This is a genomic window from Arthrobacter sp. SAFR-179 (genome assembly GCF_059414945.1).
Map to the genome: position 1 here is coordinate 42,499 of NZ_JBPFDM010000014.1, position 15,794 is coordinate 58,292.

At 65.4% G+C, this 15,794-nt stretch carries 15 protein-coding genes; 2 read left to right on the forward strand and 13 right to left on the reverse strand.

The window, feature by feature from the left end:
- Positions 1–47 precede the first annotated feature (47 nt).
- From ACR65K_RS18585 to ACR65K_RS18610, 6 genes are all read right to left on the reverse strand, one after another.
- A complete protein-coding gene (locus ACR65K_RS18585) occupies positions 48–1,373 on the reverse strand; it encodes a glycoside-pentoside-hexuronide (GPH):cation symporter (protein WP_440154464.1) in 1,326 nt (441 codons plus the stop codon).
- A 51-nt stretch (positions 1,374–1,424) separates the two neighbouring features.
- On the reverse strand, positions 1,425–2,444 hold the full coding sequence (locus tag ACR65K_RS18590) for an acetylxylan esterase (protein WP_440154465.1): 1,020 nt from the start codon (positions 2,442–2,444) through the stop codon (positions 1,425–1,427).
- A 54-nt stretch (positions 2,445–2,498) separates the two neighbouring features.
- A complete protein-coding gene (locus tag ACR65K_RS18595) occupies positions 2,499–3,959 on the reverse strand; it encodes a rhamnulokinase (RefSeq protein ID WP_440154466.1) in 1,461 nt (486 codons plus the stop codon).
- The gene (locus ACR65K_RS18600; protein ID WP_440154467.1) at positions 3,956–5,992 is read right to left on the reverse strand and encodes a bifunctional aldolase/short-chain dehydrogenase; all 2,037 of its coding nucleotides are present in this window, start codon (positions 5,990–5,992) and stop codon (positions 3,956–3,958) included. Before ACR65K_RS18600 ends, ACR65K_RS18595 begins: the two co-directional genes overlap by 4 nt.
- Positions 5,993–5,998: 6 nt before the next feature.
- Positions 5,999–7,165, reverse strand: a complete 1,167-nt coding sequence (gene rhaI, locus ACR65K_RS18605; RefSeq protein ID WP_440154468.1) for an L-rhamnose isomerase — start codon at positions 7,163–7,165, stop codon at positions 5,999–6,001.
- Positions 7,166–7,257: 92 nt separating this feature from the next.
- Positions 7,258–7,602 carry an L-rhamnose mutarotase gene (locus ACR65K_RS18610; RefSeq protein WP_056328730.1) on the reverse strand — a complete coding sequence of 115 codons (345 nt, stop codon included), beginning with the start codon at positions 7,600–7,602 and terminating at the stop codon, positions 7,258–7,260.
- A gap of 151 nt (positions 7,603–7,753) precedes the next feature.
- Here ACR65K_RS18610 and ACR65K_RS18615 point away from each other — a divergent pair, with 151 nt between their 5' ends.
- Entirely contained in the window at positions 7,754–8,773 is a 1,020-nt protein-coding gene (locus ACR65K_RS18615) for a LacI family DNA-binding transcriptional regulator (RefSeq protein WP_440154469.1), read from the forward strand.
- A 13-nt stretch (positions 8,774–8,786) separates the two neighbouring features.
- On the opposite strand, the gene ACR65K_RS18620 is transcribed toward ACR65K_RS18615, so the two are convergent.
- Positions 8,787–9,164 (reverse strand): DUF7793 family protein, encoded by a 378-nt coding sequence (locus ACR65K_RS18620; RefSeq protein WP_440154470.1) that lies wholly within the window; start codon positions 9,162–9,164, stop codon positions 8,787–8,789.
- 319 nt (positions 9,165–9,483) lie between these two features.
- Here ACR65K_RS18620 and ACR65K_RS18625 point away from each other — a divergent pair, with 319 nt between their 5' ends.
- Entirely contained in the window at positions 9,484–10,047 is a 564-nt protein-coding gene (locus ACR65K_RS18625; protein WP_440154471.1) for an ABC transporter substrate-binding protein, read from the forward strand.
- A gap of 71 nt (positions 10,048–10,118) precedes the next feature.
- Here ACR65K_RS18625 and ACR65K_RS18630 read toward each other — a convergent pair whose 3' ends face one another.
- From ACR65K_RS18630 to ACR65K_RS18655, 6 genes are all read right to left on the reverse strand, one after another.
- Positions 10,119–10,790, reverse strand: a complete 672-nt coding sequence (locus ACR65K_RS18630; RefSeq protein WP_440154472.1) for a DUF1961 family protein — start codon at positions 10,788–10,790, stop codon at positions 10,119–10,121.
- Entirely contained in the window at positions 10,791–11,516 is a 726-nt protein-coding gene (locus tag ACR65K_RS18635; protein WP_440154473.1) for a rhamnogalacturonan acetylesterase, read from the reverse strand.
- A 2-nt stretch (positions 11,517–11,518) separates the two neighbouring features.
- Entirely contained in the window at positions 11,519–12,391 is an 873-nt protein-coding gene (locus ACR65K_RS18640) for a carbohydrate ABC transporter permease (RefSeq protein WP_110541663.1), read from the reverse strand.
- Positions 12,391–13,365: an ABC transporter permease gene (locus tag ACR65K_RS18645; protein WP_440154474.1), complete on the reverse strand. Its 975-nt coding sequence runs from the start codon at positions 13,363–13,365 to the stop codon at positions 12,391–12,393. Before ACR65K_RS18645 ends, ACR65K_RS18640 begins: the two co-directional genes overlap by 1 nt.
- Entirely contained in the window at positions 13,366–14,895 is a 1,530-nt protein-coding gene (locus ACR65K_RS18650; protein WP_056328712.1) for an extracellular solute-binding protein, read from the reverse strand.
- A gap of 147 nt (positions 14,896–15,042) precedes the next feature.
- On the reverse strand, positions 15,043–15,708 hold the full coding sequence (locus tag ACR65K_RS18655) for a YesL family protein (RefSeq protein WP_056328709.1): 666 nt from the start codon (positions 15,706–15,708) through the stop codon (positions 15,043–15,045).
- Between the last annotated feature and the right edge of the window lie 86 nt (positions 15,709–15,794).

Here is a 15,794-nt window from a genome sequence, read left to right on the forward strand (position 1 = left end):
TAAGCCCGGGCCGGGCCGGGCGCAAAATCAGTGTCCGTCACATTCCGTTACCGCCGGCTTTGGAGTCCGGCCACCAGTTCTGCGTGCTTGCGGTCAGTCAGGCGGTACCAGTACATAATGCCCACCGCTGCCAGCACCAGGACAGCGGGCAGCAGCCCCGCGGCGGCGCGGATGGCCATGACCGCGGGGGCAGCCTGCTCCGCCAGGGACGAGGAATACCCGCCCCACGCCAACGCGAAGGCCACCAGTCCGCCGCCGAAGCCCATGCCCAGTTTCCGGGTTGCCGCCAGGAGCGCATAGTTGATGCCCTGGACCCTGACACCGGTCTTCCATTCGCCGTATTCCACCGTGTCCGCGATCAGGGCCCAGGTGAGGATGCTGACCGTTGCGGCCGACACCTGCGCCACCACCATGCCGGCCGCCGCCAACCAGGGAACTCCAGCGGGTGCCAGGAAGACCACCATCCCGCCTGCTGTGCCGAGGAGGCAGCCCAGGGTGAAGACCGCCTTCTTGCCCCACCGGGCCACCGGGCGCGGCATCACGACGGCCAGCGCCAAGGTGATTACCACCTGCGTTGCCGCCAGTAATGGGAAGAGATCCACCCGGCCAAGGACGTCACGCAGGTAGTAGAACTGGGCGGCCACGGTGGCGGAGTTGCCCGTCACCAACAGCACGGAGCTGAGGCACAGGACCAACAGCGGCGAGTTGACCTTGAGCGCCTCCACGGTCTGGCGCCAACTGATCCTGGGAACGCTGCCGGCCACCTGTTCCCGGCATGCGATCCCCGTGAATACGTAGAGCGCGGATCCGATCACCGCGAAGGCCAGCGTCAGCACGGTGAAGATCTGCTGGATGTCCCCGCCCCTGCCCAGGAGCGGGGCCACGAAGAACCCGAGCACTGCGCCCGTGGACAGCCCGCCGATGGTCCGGGCGCCGGCCAGCCTGGCCCGTTCCGCGGGGTCCTGGGTCATGGCCCCCACCAGGCAGCCGTAGGGAACGTTCACCAGGCTGTAGGCAAGGCAGACCAGGCCGTACGTGCAGTAGGCGTACAGGAGTTTCAGCGCCGGTTCGACGTCGGGCACATGGAACACGGCAATCCCGAGCACCAGCGGAACAAAGCCGAAGACCACGAAGGGCCGGAACTTTCCCCAGCGGGGGCTGTGGAAACGGTCCACGATCCGGCCGGCGGCAATGTCGGTGAAGGCGTTGAACACCCGCGCCACCACCAGGAGCGTGCCGGCGGCGGCGGCGCCAATGCCGGCAACATCGGTGTAGTAAACCAGCAGGAACATGTTGGCGGTACTGATGATCATGCTGTTCGCCGCGTCACCCGCGCCGTAGCCCACGATGGCGGCCCTGTTCAGTCGCTTCATTTCTCCTCGTCCACGGGCAGAGAAAACGCTTTCTCATCCCGGGGGGGGAATCTACCCCAAAATCTTGCGGAGAAACACCAGTTGCCGGATCCAGTGGTGTTCCTGGCCGCCTTCATGGTTGTTGAAGCGGTATACCTCGATCTCCTTCTCCGCCCGGCTGGCTGAGGATGCGGACATCCCGGAGCCGTAGGCATTGAAGCTGGCGAACACAGTGGACGGCGGGCAGATGTCGTCCATCAGCGCCGCTGAGTACAGTGCCGGCGCGATGGCGGAGCGGGCCAGGTTCACGCCGTCGAAGTAGCCCAGGACGGCGAGCGTGGACTCGTAGCGGTCCCGATGGCGTGCCAGGAACTGGGCAATTTCCGGGTACGGCCCGCGCGGGGTGATGTCGATGGCCCGGGGGAAGTCCTGGAGGAAGGGGACATCGGGCAGCGCGGCGATGACGCCGTCGAGCCTTCCGGCGGTAAGCCCTGCCGCGGCCACCACCAGCCCGCCGCCCTGGCTGACTCCGGCCAGCACAACCTTGGACGGATCGACGGCGGGGTGGGCCTGGGCGGCCTCAATCGCGCGGAAGGCGTCCACATAGACCCGGCGGTAGTAATAGTCCTCCCGGCTGGCGATGCCCCGGGTCATCAGGCCGGCGTGCGCCACGTCCCCGGCTGAAGAGTGTGGATCAGCGGTATGCCCCAGCGTGAAGCCGTACCCCTGGCCGCGGGTGTCCATGATGAAGTGCGCGTACCCGGCCTGCGCCCAGCGCGTGTCCTGGTTAACCAGGCCGCGGCCGCCGGAATAGCCGATGTAGTTCACCACCACGGGAAGCTGCGCGCCGGCATCCCGGTGGGCGGGAAGGTGCAGCCAGCCCCTAACCGGTGCGCCGCCAAAACCGGCGAAGGTGACGTCGAAGGTGTCGATCACCGTGAGGTAGTTCTCCACCGGCTCAAAGGACGCGGACAGCGGGAAAGCGCGCGCCTCCGCCAGCGTGGCATCCCAGAACGCGGCCAGGTCCTCGGGCGGGGTGACGCCGGAGGTGTAGCTGCGCAGCTGGGCCAGGGGAAGGTCGAAGAGGGGCATCGTTGTCCTTCGGCTTTCAGTTGTTTGTAGGCCTCACGTGGAGTTCCTCTATTTTTACTTCACGTACCCCTGGTGCGCGGTGATGAGCGGTTCGTAGCGGCGAAGGCTGGTTCCGGCGGCAATGATTCCGCGCAGCTGTGGCAGTCCGCCGGTGGCTGCCCCGGCGGCGCGGGCCTGGATGAGCACGTTACCCAGGGCTGTGGCCTCGACGGGGCCGGCCACCACGGGGCGCCCGGTGGCATTGGCGGTGAGCTGGCAGAGCAGGGTGTTCTGCGAGCCGCCGCCCACTACGTGCACCACATCCACCTCACGGTCCGCGAGGCGTTCTGCCGCCGTGATGGTCCTGGCATACGCAGCGGCGAGGCTGTCCATGATGCAGCGGGTGATGGCCGCCGGATCGTTGGGCAGGACCTCACCGGTGCGCCGTACGGCCGCCCGGATCCGCTCCGGCATACTGCCCGGCGCAATGAAGTAGGGATCGTCGGCATTTACCTGCGGACCGCCGGCGGGCAATGCCGCGGCGGCCGCCAGCAGTGCGGCGAGGTCCGGCTGGAAACCCTCGCCGGCCCAGGTCCGCTGGCATTCGCTCAGCAGCCATAGTCCACCCACGTTGCGCAGGTAGCGGATGGTGCCGTCCACGCCCCGTTCATTGGTGAAGTTGGCTTCCCTGCCGGCCTCAGTCAGAACCGGATGCTTCAGTTCCAGCCCCACCAGGGACCAGGTACCGGAGGAGATGTAGGCAAAGGCGTCATCCCGGGCAGGAACGGCAACCACCGCGGAAGCAGTGTCGTGCGAACCCACCGCTACAACGGTGGTTTCCCGGTGCAAGCCCACCGCTGCGGCAACATCCGGCAGGAGGTTTCCGTAGGCTTCCCCTGGCTGGATCAATGGCGGGAACAGGTCCTTCCGCAGCCCCAGCGCCCTGAAGAACTCGGTGGCCCACTCCCCCGCCACGGCGTCGAACAGCCCGGTGGTGGAGGCGTTGGTAGCCTCGGTCCGGCGCACCCCGGTCAGCAGGAACGCGATCAGGTCCGGGATCAGCAGCGCCTTCAACCCGTCCAGGTGACGTTCGGTGGCCAGCTGGTAGATGGTGTTGAACTGCAGGAACTGCAGCCCCGTGGTCTGGTACAGGCGCGCCGGGTCCAGTTTTGCGTGGACAGGGGCAATGGCTGCCCTGCTGCGGTCGTCGCGGTAGCTGAAAGGCTGTGCCACCAGCTTCCCCGACGCATCCACCAGGCCGTAGTCCACCGCCCAGGTGTCAATGCCGATGCTGGTGATCGTTTCGCCCTGCACGGCCGCCACTGTGGCCGCGGCGCGGAGGCCGGCCAGGACCTCCGCGAACAGGGCGTCGAAGTCCCAGCGGAGGCCGCCGTCGAGCTCCACCACGCCGTTGGGGAAGCGGTGCACTGTCTCCAGCGACACCCCGGCCCCGGTAACGCGGCCCAGCATCACGCGCCCGGAGGAGGCACCGATGTCGACGGCGGCAAACACTCCGGGGACAGGAACCGTGCTCATCGCAGGAAGGCTGCGGCCACTCCGGCGTCCACGGGGATGTGCAGGCCGGTGGTGTGGGACAGTTCGTTGCTGGTGAGGACGGCGGCGGCGTTGGCCACGTGCTCGGGCAGGACTTCGCGCTTGAGCAGGGTGCGCTGGGCGTAGTACTCGCCCAGTTTTTCCTCGTCCACGCCGTAGACTGCGGCGCGCTTGGCGCCCCAGCCGCCGGCGAAGATGCCGGAGCCGCGGACCACGCCGTCGGGGTTGATGCCGTTGACGCGGATGCCGTACTCGCCCAGTTCGGCCGCGAGCAGCCGCACCTGGTGTGCCTGGTCTGCCTTGGTGGCGGAGTAGGCGATGTTGTTGGGGCCGGCGAACACGGAGTTCTTGGAGGAGATGTAGATGATGTCCCCGCCCAGGCCCTGCGCGATCATCACCTTCGCTGCTGCCTTGGCCACCAGGAACGAGCCCTTGGCCATGACGTTGTGCTGCAGGTCCCAGTCCTTTTCGGTGGTTTCCAGCAGCGGCTTGGAGATGGACAGGCCGGCGTTGTTGACCACCAGGTCCACTCCGCCGAACGCCAGGACGGCGGCATCGATGGCGGCCGCCACCTGTGCTTCGTCCGTGACGTCCGCCTGGACGCCGATGGCAACGTCCGGCCCGCCAAGCTCTTCGGCCACCTTTTCGGCGTTCTCGAGGTTCAGGTCTGCGATGACAACGCAGGCGCCTTCCGCGGCGAGGCGGGTGGCGATGGCCTTGCCGATGCCGGAGGCTGCGCCGGTGACCAGGGCAATGCGGGTGGCGTGGGACTTGGGCTTGGGCATCCGGGCCAGCTTGGCTTCCTCCAGCGCCCAGTACTCGATCCGGAACTTTTCGGATTCCTCGATCGGGGCGTAGGTGGAGATGGCCTCGGCGCCGCGCATCACGTTGATGGCGTTGATGTAGAACTCGCCGGCAACGCGGGCGGTCTGCTTGTTGGCGCCGAAGGAGAACATGCCCACGCCGGGCACCAGCACAATGGCCGGGTCCGCGCCGCGCAGTGCGGGACTGTCCTGGTCCTTGTTGCGGTCGTAGTAGGCCTGGTAGTCCTCGCGGTAGTCGGCGTGCAGCTCGTGCAGCCGCGCGATCGAGTCCTCAATCGAGGCGTCGGCGGGCAGGTCCAGGATCAGCGGCTTGACCTTGGTGCGCAGGAAGTGGTCCGGGCAGGAGGTGCCCAGGGCGCCCAGGCGCGGGTGCTCCGCGGCTTCGAGGAAGTCCAGGACGACGGCGTCATCGCTGAAGTGCCCCAGCTGCGGCTTGTCCGTGGAGGCCAGGCCGCGGATCACGGGTGCCAGGGCTGCGGCCTTGGCGCGGCGCTCTGCCTCCGGCAGGGCACCGTAACCCGGCAGCTTGCCGCCGAAGGGCTCGGCCTTGCCGTTGTCCCTGATGTACTTCTCAGCCTGTTCGATGATCCACAGCGAGTTCTGCTCGGCTTCTTCGCTGGTATTACCCCAGGCGGTGATACCGTGGCCGCCCAGGATGGTGCCGATGGCCTGGGGGTTGGCTTCCTTGATCGCGGCGATGTCCAGGCCCAGCTGGAACCCCGGACGGCGCCATGGCACCCAGACAACCTTGTTGCCGAAGATCTTGGTGGTCAGCGCCTCGCCGTCCACCGCCGTCGCAATGGCGATGCCGGAGTCCGGGTGCAGGTGGTCCACGTGCGCTGCGTCCACCAGGCCGTGCATGGCGGTGTCGATCGAGGGAGCGGCGCCGCCCTTGCCGTGCAGGCAGTAATCGAACGCCGCCACCATCTCGTCTTCACGCTCCACGCCGGGGTAGACGTTCTTCAGGGCGTTCAGCCGGTCCAGGCGAAGCACCGCCAGGTTCTGGGCCTTCAGCGTGCCCAGGTCCCCGCCGGAGCCCTTGACCCACAGCAGCTGGACGTCCTCGCCTGTCACCGGGTCCTTTTCGGTACCCTTGGCGGAGGTGTTGCCGCCGGCAAAGTTGGTGTTCCGCTTGTCCGCTCCCAGGCGGTTGGAACGGGCAATCAGGTCTTCAACAGTCTTGTTACTCATGGCTAATCAGGCGCCCCATCCGGCTTGCTGGCCGCCCACGCGGTCCTCGTTGATCTTCTTCTGGTATCCGCTGGCCTTGAAGGCGGCCAGCGGGTCCGCGGGGAGGCCGCGGGTTTCACGCCACTCGGCCAGGATGGGCCGGACGTCTGTGTAGAAGGCATCGTTGAAGATGCCGTTGGCGGCCAGGACATCCCCGGAGCGCTGCGCTTCGGCCAGGGCTGCGGTGTCCACCAGCAGGGCCCGGGCGGTCATTTCCTGGACGTTCAGCACCGAACGGATCTGGCCCGGAATCTTCTCCTCCAGGTTGTGGCACTGGTCCAGCATGAGAGCCACGCCGGAATCCTTGCCGAAGCCGCCGCCCCGGATCACCTCGTGCATGATGCGGAAGAGCTGGAACGGGTCAGCGGCACCCACGATGAGGTCGTCGTCGGCATAGAAGCGCGAGTTGAAGTCGAAGGAACCCAGCTTGCCCAGGCGCAGCAGCTGCATCACGATGAACTCGATGTTGGTGCCGGGAGCGTGGTGGCCGGTATCCAGGCAGACGAACGCCTTCTCGCCCAGCGCCAGGGTCTGGGCGTAGGAGGTGCCCCAGTCCGGAACATCGGTGTGGTAGAAAGCCGGCTCGAAGAACTTGTACTCGAGCACCAGGCGCTGTTCGTCACCCAGCGCGGCGTAAATCTCCTGCAGTGACTCGGCCAACCGGTCCTGGCGGCCGCGCATGTCATCCTGGCCGGGGTAGTTGGTGCCGTCTGCCAGCCAGATCTTCAGGTCCTTGGAGCCCGTAGCGTGCATGATCTCGATGCACTCGAGGTGGTGGTCGATCGCCCGGCGGCGCACGCTCTGGTTGGACGAGGTGAGCGAGCCAAACTTGTACTCGTCATCCTGGAACGTGTTGGAGTTGATGGTGCCCAGGCCCACGCCAAGGCCGGCCGCGTACTCCTTCAGGGCGGCGTAGTCATCCACCTTGTCCCACGGAATGTGCAGAGCCACCGTGGGCGCCAAGCCCGTCAGTTCGTGAACCTTGGCGGCGTCCGCCAGCTTCTCCTGCACCGTCCGGGGGGTCCCGGGTGTGCCAAACACCTTGAACCGGGTGCCTGAATTTCCATAGGCCCACGAGGGGACCTCGATGGCAAGCTCCCCGAGCCTGCCCAGCGCCGTTGCTACGTCATTCATGATGGTTCTTTCCGGTGTTTGATGATCAGTCTGATGCGTTGTGGTGGTTGCCCCGCTGCTGGAGCCGTGCTGGTGGTGCCTGCGTTTATCGGTCAGCCTGCGGAGGACTGTGCCGCCAACTGGCTGTCGAGGTTGAAGACTTCTTCCAGGACCTGGAACCCTTCGTCGGGCGCCTGGCCGGAATCTTGAAAAAGGGTTGCCATCTCCGCCTGCCAGCGGGCGTTGACGTCTGTGAGGGCCATGCGGGCACGGACGGCATCGAAGTCGTCGCACTCCACGTAGCCCACCAGCAGCCCGTCCGCGGCAAGGAAGAGGGAGTAGTTGTGCCAGCCCGCTTCCTTGAGGGCGTGGAGCATTTCCGGCCACACCGCCGCATGCCGGCGGCGGTATTCGTCGATCAGCGCCGGCTGGACAGAGGAACGGAAACACACCCTCATTGGGAATCCCTTCAACTTCGAAAAGTTTTGAATCGTTTCATTGGTACGATTCAAAGTACTCTTGGACTTGAGCAGGTGTCAAGCAACAGCAGAAACCTTTTGATCTCCCGCACGGAACCCACCCGCGGCGGCATATCAGCACGGAGAGTCGATGAACCGCACAGCCAGTATCAAGGACGTGGCCACCCACGCAAGCGTGGCCGTGGGGACGGTATCCAACGTCCTGAACTATCCGGACCGCGTGTCGGACCGGACCAAGGAACGGGTGCTGCGCGCCATCGATGAACTCGGCTTTGTCCGCAATGACGCCGCGCGGCAGCTCCGGGTGGGCCACAGCCGTACCATCGGGCTCATTGTCCTGGACGTCGGCAACCCCTTCTTCACCTCGGTGGTCCGGGCCGCCGAGGACGCCGCGGCATTGCAGGGCAGCGCGGTCCTGCTGGGCGACAGCGGCCACAATGCCAGCCGGGAGGCCAACTACATCGACCTCTTCCAGGAGCAGCGGGTCCAGGGCCTGTTGATTTCGCCGGTTGGTGACATCACGGACCGGCTGGACCTCCTCCGCGAGCGCGGAGTGCCCACGGTGCTGGTGGACCGGCTGGCTGACGAGTCCAAGTTCAGCTCCGTGGCGGTGGATGACGACGCTGGGGGGTACCTGGCTGCCCGGCACCTGCTGGACACCGGCCGCCGCCGGCTCGCATTTGTTGGCGGCTCCACCTCCATCCGGCAGGTGGCGGACCGCCTCCAGGGGGCCCGCCGCGCCGTCAAGGAGGAGCCGGACGCCACGCTCGAGGTGCTGGACGCGGAAGGACAGACAGTCCTTGCGGGCCGCAGCGTGGGTGACGTGCTGGTGGAACGTGGCCGGGAGGGGCTGCCGGACGGCATTTTCTGCGCCAACGACCTCCTGGCCCTTGGCGTCATGCAGTCGCTCACCATGACCCATACGTTCCGGATCCCCGAGGACGTGGCACTGATTGGCTATGACGACATCGATTTTGCGGTGTCCGCCGTGGTTCCGCTGTCCTCCATCCGCCAGCCGACTGAATTGCTGGGCCGGACGGCCATCGAGCTGTTGTCAGAGGAAGTGGAGTCCCAGACCCCCGTGCACCGCTCAGTGGTGTTCACACCGGAGCTGGTGGTCCGGCAGAGCACCGCCACACCCGCCCGCTGACCCTTCCGGCAGGTTAGTTCCCAGCCTGCTGCAGCCACTTCATGGACTCGGTCCGGGAGGTGAAGAAGCGCGTGGGGCAGGGCGGAACGTGGACGCCCAGGAAGAAATTCGCGAGGATGCGGTCCACCGGGCTCGCCCCCAGCAGGGCAATGCGGTTGGCCGCGCACGGGATGGAGAACACCGAGCGCGCCTGGATGCTCACATTCTCAGTGGTGGCCATGTCCACCAGCATGGGATAGCTGCCGGCGCCGGCCACCCGGTTGACAGTGGCCATCGCGGCCTGCGCATCTTCGACTTCTATCCGGACGCTGGGTTCCCAGATAAGGTGGATGATCCCGTCGTCGCGCAATTCCACGGTGCCTTTGCCGCCGTCGACCGTTACGGGCTCCATGACCCCGCCTCCCTCCAGTGGGCAGTTCCTGAACCCTTCCATCTTGCCCCAGGGGGGCCGGCCCGGGGCGCACGCCGCTCCCCCCGGGCTCAGGCTTGCCCCAAGGCCGGCTTGACTAGTCAGCATGCTTACTAATAGGTTGGTCGACGTGCCCGTGGCCTGGATCACCAGTTCAACGCCACGTGTCGCGGCCCGCCAGGGCTGCATATGAAAGTGAAAACTGCATTTGAAATAAACAGTTCCGCAGGGGCTCTCCATGGGGGCGGAGCCTCGAAGGATTCATTGCGCCACACCCCGGCGCTGAAAGGATTTACCGAAAATGCGCACCAAGGTCTCAGCTTCAGTAACCGCCCTTGCCCTCTCCGGCGCCATGCTCTTTGGCATGGCAGGCCCGGCGACGGCCGCGGCACCCGCGGCTCCTTCCGCCGCCTCCCAGTCGTCACAGGTTGCCAACGTGACCGGGACCATCAACCAGACCATCGATGGAGTAGGCAGCTTCGCCGGCTCCTTCACGCCCACCGGCTTCAGCGCCCAGGACGGCCAGCTCATGGTCACCGGCCTGCTGCAGGGCACCTTCACCGACCTCGCCGGAGCTACCCAGTCCGTCGACCAGACGGTCACCACAACCGCTGCTGCTGCACCCACCACCATGGCCGGCGGCGGCGGGGCCGGCTGTGACGTCCTGAACCTGGTTCTCGGTCCCCTGCATCTGGACCTCCTGGGCCTCAACGTTGACCTGAACCAGGTGGTCCTGGACATCACCGCCCAGACCGGAGCGGGCAACCTGGTGGGCAACCTCCTGTGCGCCATCACCGGCCTCCTGGATGGCGGGAACGGCCTGAGCGGGCTGGCCAACCTGCTGAACCGGGTCCTGGGACTGTAGTATCTCCAGCACTTCACCAAGCAGGCGGTGACAAGAGCGGGCGGACCTTCGAGGCCGCCCGCTCTTGCTGCCTAAAGCCGCTCCACCACCAGGTTCCGGTAGGCGGCCCGGAGCGGCGCCATCTGGCGGAAACCGATCCGGCCGCCGCCAAGCACCTTCCCCGAGGCATCCTGCCAGTCAAAGAGGAGCAGCCCGTTGATGGAAAATGCCACCCGGGCCCCGTCCTTCACTACCTCCAGCCGGTAGAAGCCGGCGGCGTCCTCAGTGGGCGGCAACGGGTCCGCGCCCTGCGCCACGAGCTCGAAGCCCGCACTCTTGCGCAGGTTGCAGGTGCGGAAGGCACGCTCTGATGGGTACTTGTGCCGGAAATAGGAGACGTGCAGGGCATCGATGTCGCCCGAGTGGTACTGGGGATAGTAGCCCGTCCGCGGTGCCAGGGCAGGGCTGAAGAGGTCCAGCCCTTGGTGTCCCGCGGCTGCAAAGAACAGCATGGCCAGGCCGGGCTCCGCGAGCGGCAGGAAGTCCCAGCCGATGCGGATTCCGTCCGGGAATTCCACCGGGCACCAGAACGTCCAGTGCGCATGGTCGCCGAATTCCTGGTCATCCAGCGCAGCGGAAAGTTCCAGGGCTCCTTCGTGGCTTCCGACGCTTACCGGTCCTTCGGCCACCCATCCGGCCACGTCACCAGGTCCTGCCAGTGGGTTGCTGTAAAGGGTCCCCGTCTCCAAACGTGTTGCGCCCACCTAGCCGCGTCCCGCCGTCGTGCTTAACTCCTTGGTGCCGGGCTCTGCGCTGGAGCCGCCATATCCCAGGGCACCAAGCTGCCTGGCCACCTCGGCAGCCACCAGTGCGGCACCATGCCGGGAGAAGTGGGTGTCGTCGGCCAGGCCATCGGGCCAATGCGCATGCTCCCCGGGCGCGAAGTGGCAAAAGAGTCCCCGGGACTCGTCCGGCCCCAGGCGGACGTACAGGCTCCGGGTCCAGTCGTTCAGGTCCACCACCGGGACCGCCAACTCCCGGCCGAGTTCGCGGACCACTTCCGGATAGTCCTCCAGGCTTTCTTCCAGAACAGCTCCCGACGCCGGGAGGCCGTTTGGGTGCCTGACGTCCAGGAAGTGCCGCCGCTCCACGGAGGTGCACAGTAAGGGCGCGGCCCCGGCAGTACGCACCTCCCCCACCATGGTCCGCAGGTTCGCCGCGTACCCGGTGCGGGCAGCGAGGTGGTGCTTTTTCTGGTCGTTGTGGCCGAATTGGAGCAGCACCACGTCGCCGGGCCCGGCCTGGGCGAGCAGGTCCGCCCACAGCCCCTCACCGCGGAAGGATTCCGTACTTGCCCCGCCCTTGGCAAAGTTGTGCACAGAGCCCCACCGGTAGGTGAGAGGGGCCAGGTGCGCGCCCCAGCCGCTCATGGGGAACTCCTGCGTGGGGCAGTTGGCCACGGTTGAGTCTCCGGCCAGCAGAATTTTCATGGTCAGCCTTTCACCGAGCCGATGAGCATGCCCTTGGCGAAGTGCTTCTGCAGGAACGGATAGAAGATGAGGATGGGCAGGGTGGCCACCACGATAACGGCGAACTTGATGCCCTGTTCCGGCGGGATGTAATTGGGGTCCACGTTGCCCGTGCCCAGCAGGTCCGAGGCAGCGGTGACCTGGCGGAGGTACATCTGGAGGGTCCATTTGGAGTTGTCGCTGAGGTAGAGCAGGGGCGACATGAAGTCGTTCCAGATGCCCACCGCATAGAAAAGTGCAAAAGTGGCCAGCACGGGTTTGGACAGCGGGAGCAGGATCCGCCAGAGGATCCCGATCTCGGTGGCACCGTCCATCTTGGCCGATTCCTCAAGCTCCGCGGGGAGTTCCTGGAAGAAATTCTTGATGATGATCAGGCTGAACGGGTTGATGGCCGCAGGCAGGATCAGCGCCCAGTAGGAGTTGAGCAGGCCCAGGTCCTTGACCAGCAGGAAGGTGGGGATCATCCCGCCGGAGAAAACCATGGCGAAAACCACCAGGGACAGGATGACGTTCCTGCCCCGCAGGGTCTTCTTGGCCAGCGGGTAGGCCATGGTCACGGTGAAGGCCAGCTGGACCAGGGTGCCCACCGCGGTGACCAAGATGGTGGTCACCAGGGCCCGGACGAACGCCGGCGTGGCGAAGATGTACTCGTAGGAGCCCAGGGTGAACTGTTCCGGCCAGACGAAGAACGCCCGGCGGGTGATCTCGGCTTCGGTGGCAAAGGACCCGGCGAAGACGTAGACGAACGGCAGCAGCGTGATGATGCCGATCAGGGACAGGAAGACGTAGTTGACGGCATCGAAGATCCGGCCGCCGCGGGTGTTGTGGATCTTCATTAGAACAGTCCGCTCTGGTTGAATCGCTTGGCCAGCCAGTTGGTGCCGAAGATCAGCACAATGCCCACCAGGGATTTGAACAGGCCCACCGCGGTGGAGTAGCTGTAGGCACCCTGGGTGATGCCCACGAAGTAGACGTAGGTGTCAAAGACGTCCGCCACTTCCCGGTTCAGGGCGTTGGTCATCAGGTAGATCTGTTCGAACCCGGTGTTGAGCATCTGCCCGATGGCGAGGATCAGCATCACGATGATCGTGGACCGGATCGCCGGCAGGGTGATGTGCCAGACCCTGCGGAACCGGCCGGCGCCGTCGATGATGGCCGCCTCATACTGGTCCTGGTCCACGGTGGACAGCGCGGCCAGGAAGATGATGGTGCCCCAGCCGGTGTTCTTCCAGATTTCCTGCAGCACGATCAGGGGCCGGAACCAGGCGGGGTCGGACAGGAAGTCGATGTTGGTGCCCATGACGCTGTTCAGGAACTGGAACAGCGGGCCGATGTCCAGGGCAAACAGCAGGAAGCTCAACGACGCCACGATGGTCCAGGACAGGAAGTGCGGAATGTACACCAGCGTCTGGACGGTGCGTTTGAGGATGGACAGCCGGACCTCGTTCAGCAGCAGCGCCAGAATGATGGTCAGTGGGAAGGCGACGCCCAGGTTCAGGAAGGCCAGGATCAGGGTGTTGCCCAGCAACCGCGGAAAGTCCGGGTTGGCGAAGAAGTCCTCGAAGTTCCGGAATCCAACCCAGGGGCTGCCGTTCACGCCAAGGAACGGGACGTAATCCTTGAACGCGATGGATACGCCGTACATGGGGGCGTAGCGGAACACCGCGAAGTAGACCACGCCCGGCAGGAGCAGCAGGTACAGCCACTTGTAGTGTGCGAAATGGACGGAGAACCTGCCCCCGGTCCGGGGAGCGGGCGGCTTTTTGCCTACCCGCTCCCCGGCGAGGGTGTCAATGACAGGGGCTGCCATTTACTTGTTGTCCTGCCAGAGCTTGTTGATCTCTTCCTTGACCTTGTTGCCGCCGCTGGTGTCCCAGAGCTTGATGGCGTCCTTGAGGCCCTGCTCGTCGATCTGGCCGGCCAGGTACTTGATCCGGGCGTCCGCCACGATGTTGTCCAGCTGGGCACCCTTGGCCACGTAGGTCTGGGAAACGAAGGGCGCAGCCGGGTTGTAGACGGCGCTCTTGAGGTCCGCGGCCATCACTTCGGTACGCTTGTCGAAGACCTGCTGCTCGTAGTCGGAGGGCTGCTTCACCGGGTAGAACTCGTTGCCCGCAACATTCATGCCCAGCTGCGCGTAGCTCTTGATATCGGTGGTGACGGCCTTGCCTTCCGGGGTCTCCGGCTTGATGGTGGCCGCTTTGCCGTCCTCCACCTTGAAGTTCACGCCCTCGATGCCGTTGTTCAGGAGGATGGCCACATCCTTGCCGTTCATGGTGTTCAGGAACTGCAGGACCTTGTCCAGTTCAGCGTCGGTCTTGACGCTGGCCTTGGGGATGGCCAGGAATCCGGAGTAGCCGTCGGTGGGGTGGGCGTGCAGCTTGCCGTCGGGTCCTTCCAGGTTGCCCACGAAGCCCACCTTGTTCTGGAAGTTGTTGGGGTCCGCCTGCTTGAACAGGTTGATGAGGACGCTCACCCGGGAGTCGACGTCGACGATGATGCCGCCCTTGCCGTTGAAGAACGGTTCGTTCCACTTGGTGCTGTCAAAGGTGGCGAAGTCCGGGTTGATGAGTTTTTCGTCCACCATCTTCTTGATGAACCGGTCGGCTTCGAGGAATTCGTCGGTTTCGAAGCTGGGGATCAGCTTCCCGTCCTTCTCCGTCCAGCGGTTGCCGGCGCCGTACCACTCCTCGATCAGGTCGTAGGGGCTGTTGGTGCCCAGCGCACCCCACTTGGGGATGGTGATGCCCCAGGTGTCGTTCTGGCCGTTGCCGTCCGGGTCCTGTTCGGTGAAGGCCTTGGCCACCTTGTACAGGTCTTCGGTGGTCTTGGGCGGCTGCAGCCCCAGCTTGTCCAGCCAGTCCTGCCGGAACATCACGGCCGCACGCATGGGGGCGCGGCCACGGTACACGCCATAGACCTTGCCGTTGACGCTGGCGTTCTTCTGGATGTCCGGGAAGGTTGTCTTGAGGTTGGGGTATTTGTCCAGCTTGTCGGTCAGGTCCCAGAAGGCACCGGCCTGGGCATTTTTCACGAACCCGGGCGTCTTCCCCTGGATGACCATGACCTGCGGAATGTCCGAACCCGCCAGGGTGATGTTGGTCTTGTCCTCGTAGGACGCGTTGGGGGCCCAGTTGATCTTGACCTGCTTGCCGGTGAGCTCTTCCAGCTTCTTCTGGACGGCGCCGTCCGCTGCGGGCGGCTGTGCCTCGAGGAACGGGGCCATGATGGACACGGAGGTGAGGTCCGCGGCCGGGGTGTCACCCCCGCTGCAGGCGGTGAGGGTCAGGGCCGTGGCGGTGACGACGGCGGCGGCCAGGGACAGTTTTCTGCGGATCATATTTTTCCACTCCACTTCGTTGGGGTACTTAAAGGGCTGGCTGGCCCTTGGATTGATACGTTTCATTTCTTGCCCGGCGATTCGGGCGCCTGCCCAAGGCCCGCAGTGCGTCTAGAGGGCAGGAGCAGGCGCGGGGTGCGGGAGCAGTCAGGCGGTGGAAGCTCCCTGGAGAGCGGGATGGACGCCAGGTTCCGCCGCCGCCACGGATTCGTCATTGGCGGCGAAGAAGCGGTCGCACAACCAGCCCGTGAGGTACAGCCAGGCTCCAACACTGAAGAACGGGATCACTCCCGGCAGGCTGCTGCTGGCATACACCACAGCGGCGGTGACAAAGAGCAGGATGACCGTTCCGGCCAGGTGCCGCACCGCGAAACGGGAGGACATCAGCAGGTATTGCGGTGCGGGCAGCTCATACCGCGCGTACATGGGGAACACGTAGCAGGCGGCGCCGGCCAGGAAAATTGCCGCAACAAAGATCGCGGCGGCCATCAGCTGCGGAAAGAGCCCCGGGCCCCGGGAGAAGTAGTTCCAGTTCAGGACAAGGGCCGCGGCGACGCCCATCAGCGGCAGCGAAAGTAGGTTCGCCCTGAAGAAGTTGCGGAAGTACGCGGCGGCGAAGCTTCGCAGCAGCGGAGCGCCGTCACCCGCCGCCCGTTTGCGCACCGCGATATGGGCGGCGGCAGTGGCCGGCCCTGCACCGAAGACCCCAAGACCCAGGAGGGTAAAAGCGATCCACAGCAGGTTCAGTCCCGCTATCCAGACGAGGGTGTCAAAAAACGAGTAGGCACGCGCACTGAAGGTCCCGGACAGCATGGCGGGACTCCCTTCTGTTCTCCATCGTTGCAGAGGCGAAGCGGAAAGTGTCCCGCATCACGCTGGTAATCGGTTTCTCGAAAATC

Excerpts from the sequence above, each read along its gene's own strand:
- ACR65K_RS18610 (WP_056328730.1), bottom strand. The coding sequence starts at position 7,602 with ATGAGGGTGTGTTTCCGTTCCTCTGTCCAGCCGGCGCTGATCGACGAA.
- ACR65K_RS18650 (WP_056328712.1), bottom strand. The coding sequence starts at position 14,895 with ATGATCCGCAGAAAACTGTCCCTGGCCGCCGCCGTCGTCACCGCCACG.
- ACR65K_RS18655 (WP_056328709.1), bottom strand. The coding sequence starts at position 15,708 with ATGCTGTCCGGGACCTTCAGTGCGCGTGCCTACTCGTTTTTTGACACC.
- ACR65K_RS18595 (WP_440154466.1), bottom strand. The coding sequence starts at position 3,959 with ATGAGCACGGTTCCTGTCCCCGGAGTGTTTGCCGCCGTCGACATCGGT.
- ACR65K_RS18585 (WP_440154464.1), bottom strand. The coding sequence starts at position 1,373 with ATGAAGCGACTGAACAGGGCCGCCATCGTGGGCTACGGCGCGGGTGAC.
- ACR65K_RS18625 (WP_440154471.1), top strand. The coding sequence starts at position 9,484 with ATGCGCACCAAGGTCTCAGCTTCAGTAACCGCCCTTGCCCTCTCCGGC.
- rhaI (WP_440154468.1), bottom strand. The coding sequence starts at position 7,165 with ATGAATGACGTAGCAACGGCGCTGGGCAGGCTCGGGGAGCTTGCCATC.
- ACR65K_RS18590 (WP_440154465.1), bottom strand. The coding sequence starts at position 2,444 with ATGCCCCTCTTCGACCTTCCCCTGGCCCAGCTGCGCAGCTACACCTCC.
- ACR65K_RS18615 (WP_440154469.1), top strand. The coding sequence starts at position 7,754 with ATGAACCGCACAGCCAGTATCAAGGACGTGGCCACCCACGCAAGCGTG.
- ACR65K_RS18640 (WP_110541663.1), bottom strand. The coding sequence starts at position 12,391 with ATGAAGATCCACAACACCCGCGGCGGCCGGATCTTCGATGCCGTCAAC.
- ACR65K_RS18620 (WP_440154470.1), bottom strand. The coding sequence starts at position 9,164 with ATGGAGCCCGTAACGGTCGACGGCGGCAAAGGCACCGTGGAATTGCGC.
- ACR65K_RS18600 (WP_440154467.1), bottom strand. The coding sequence starts at position 5,992 with ATGAGTAACAAGACTGTTGAAGACCTGATTGCCCGTTCCAACCGCCTG.
- ACR65K_RS18645 (WP_440154474.1), bottom strand. The coding sequence starts at position 13,365 with ATGGCAGCCCCTGTCATTGACACCCTCGCCGGGGAGCGGGTAGGCAAA.
- ACR65K_RS18635 (WP_440154473.1), bottom strand. The coding sequence starts at position 11,516 with ATGAAAATTCTGCTGGCCGGAGACTCAACCGTGGCCAACTGCCCCACG.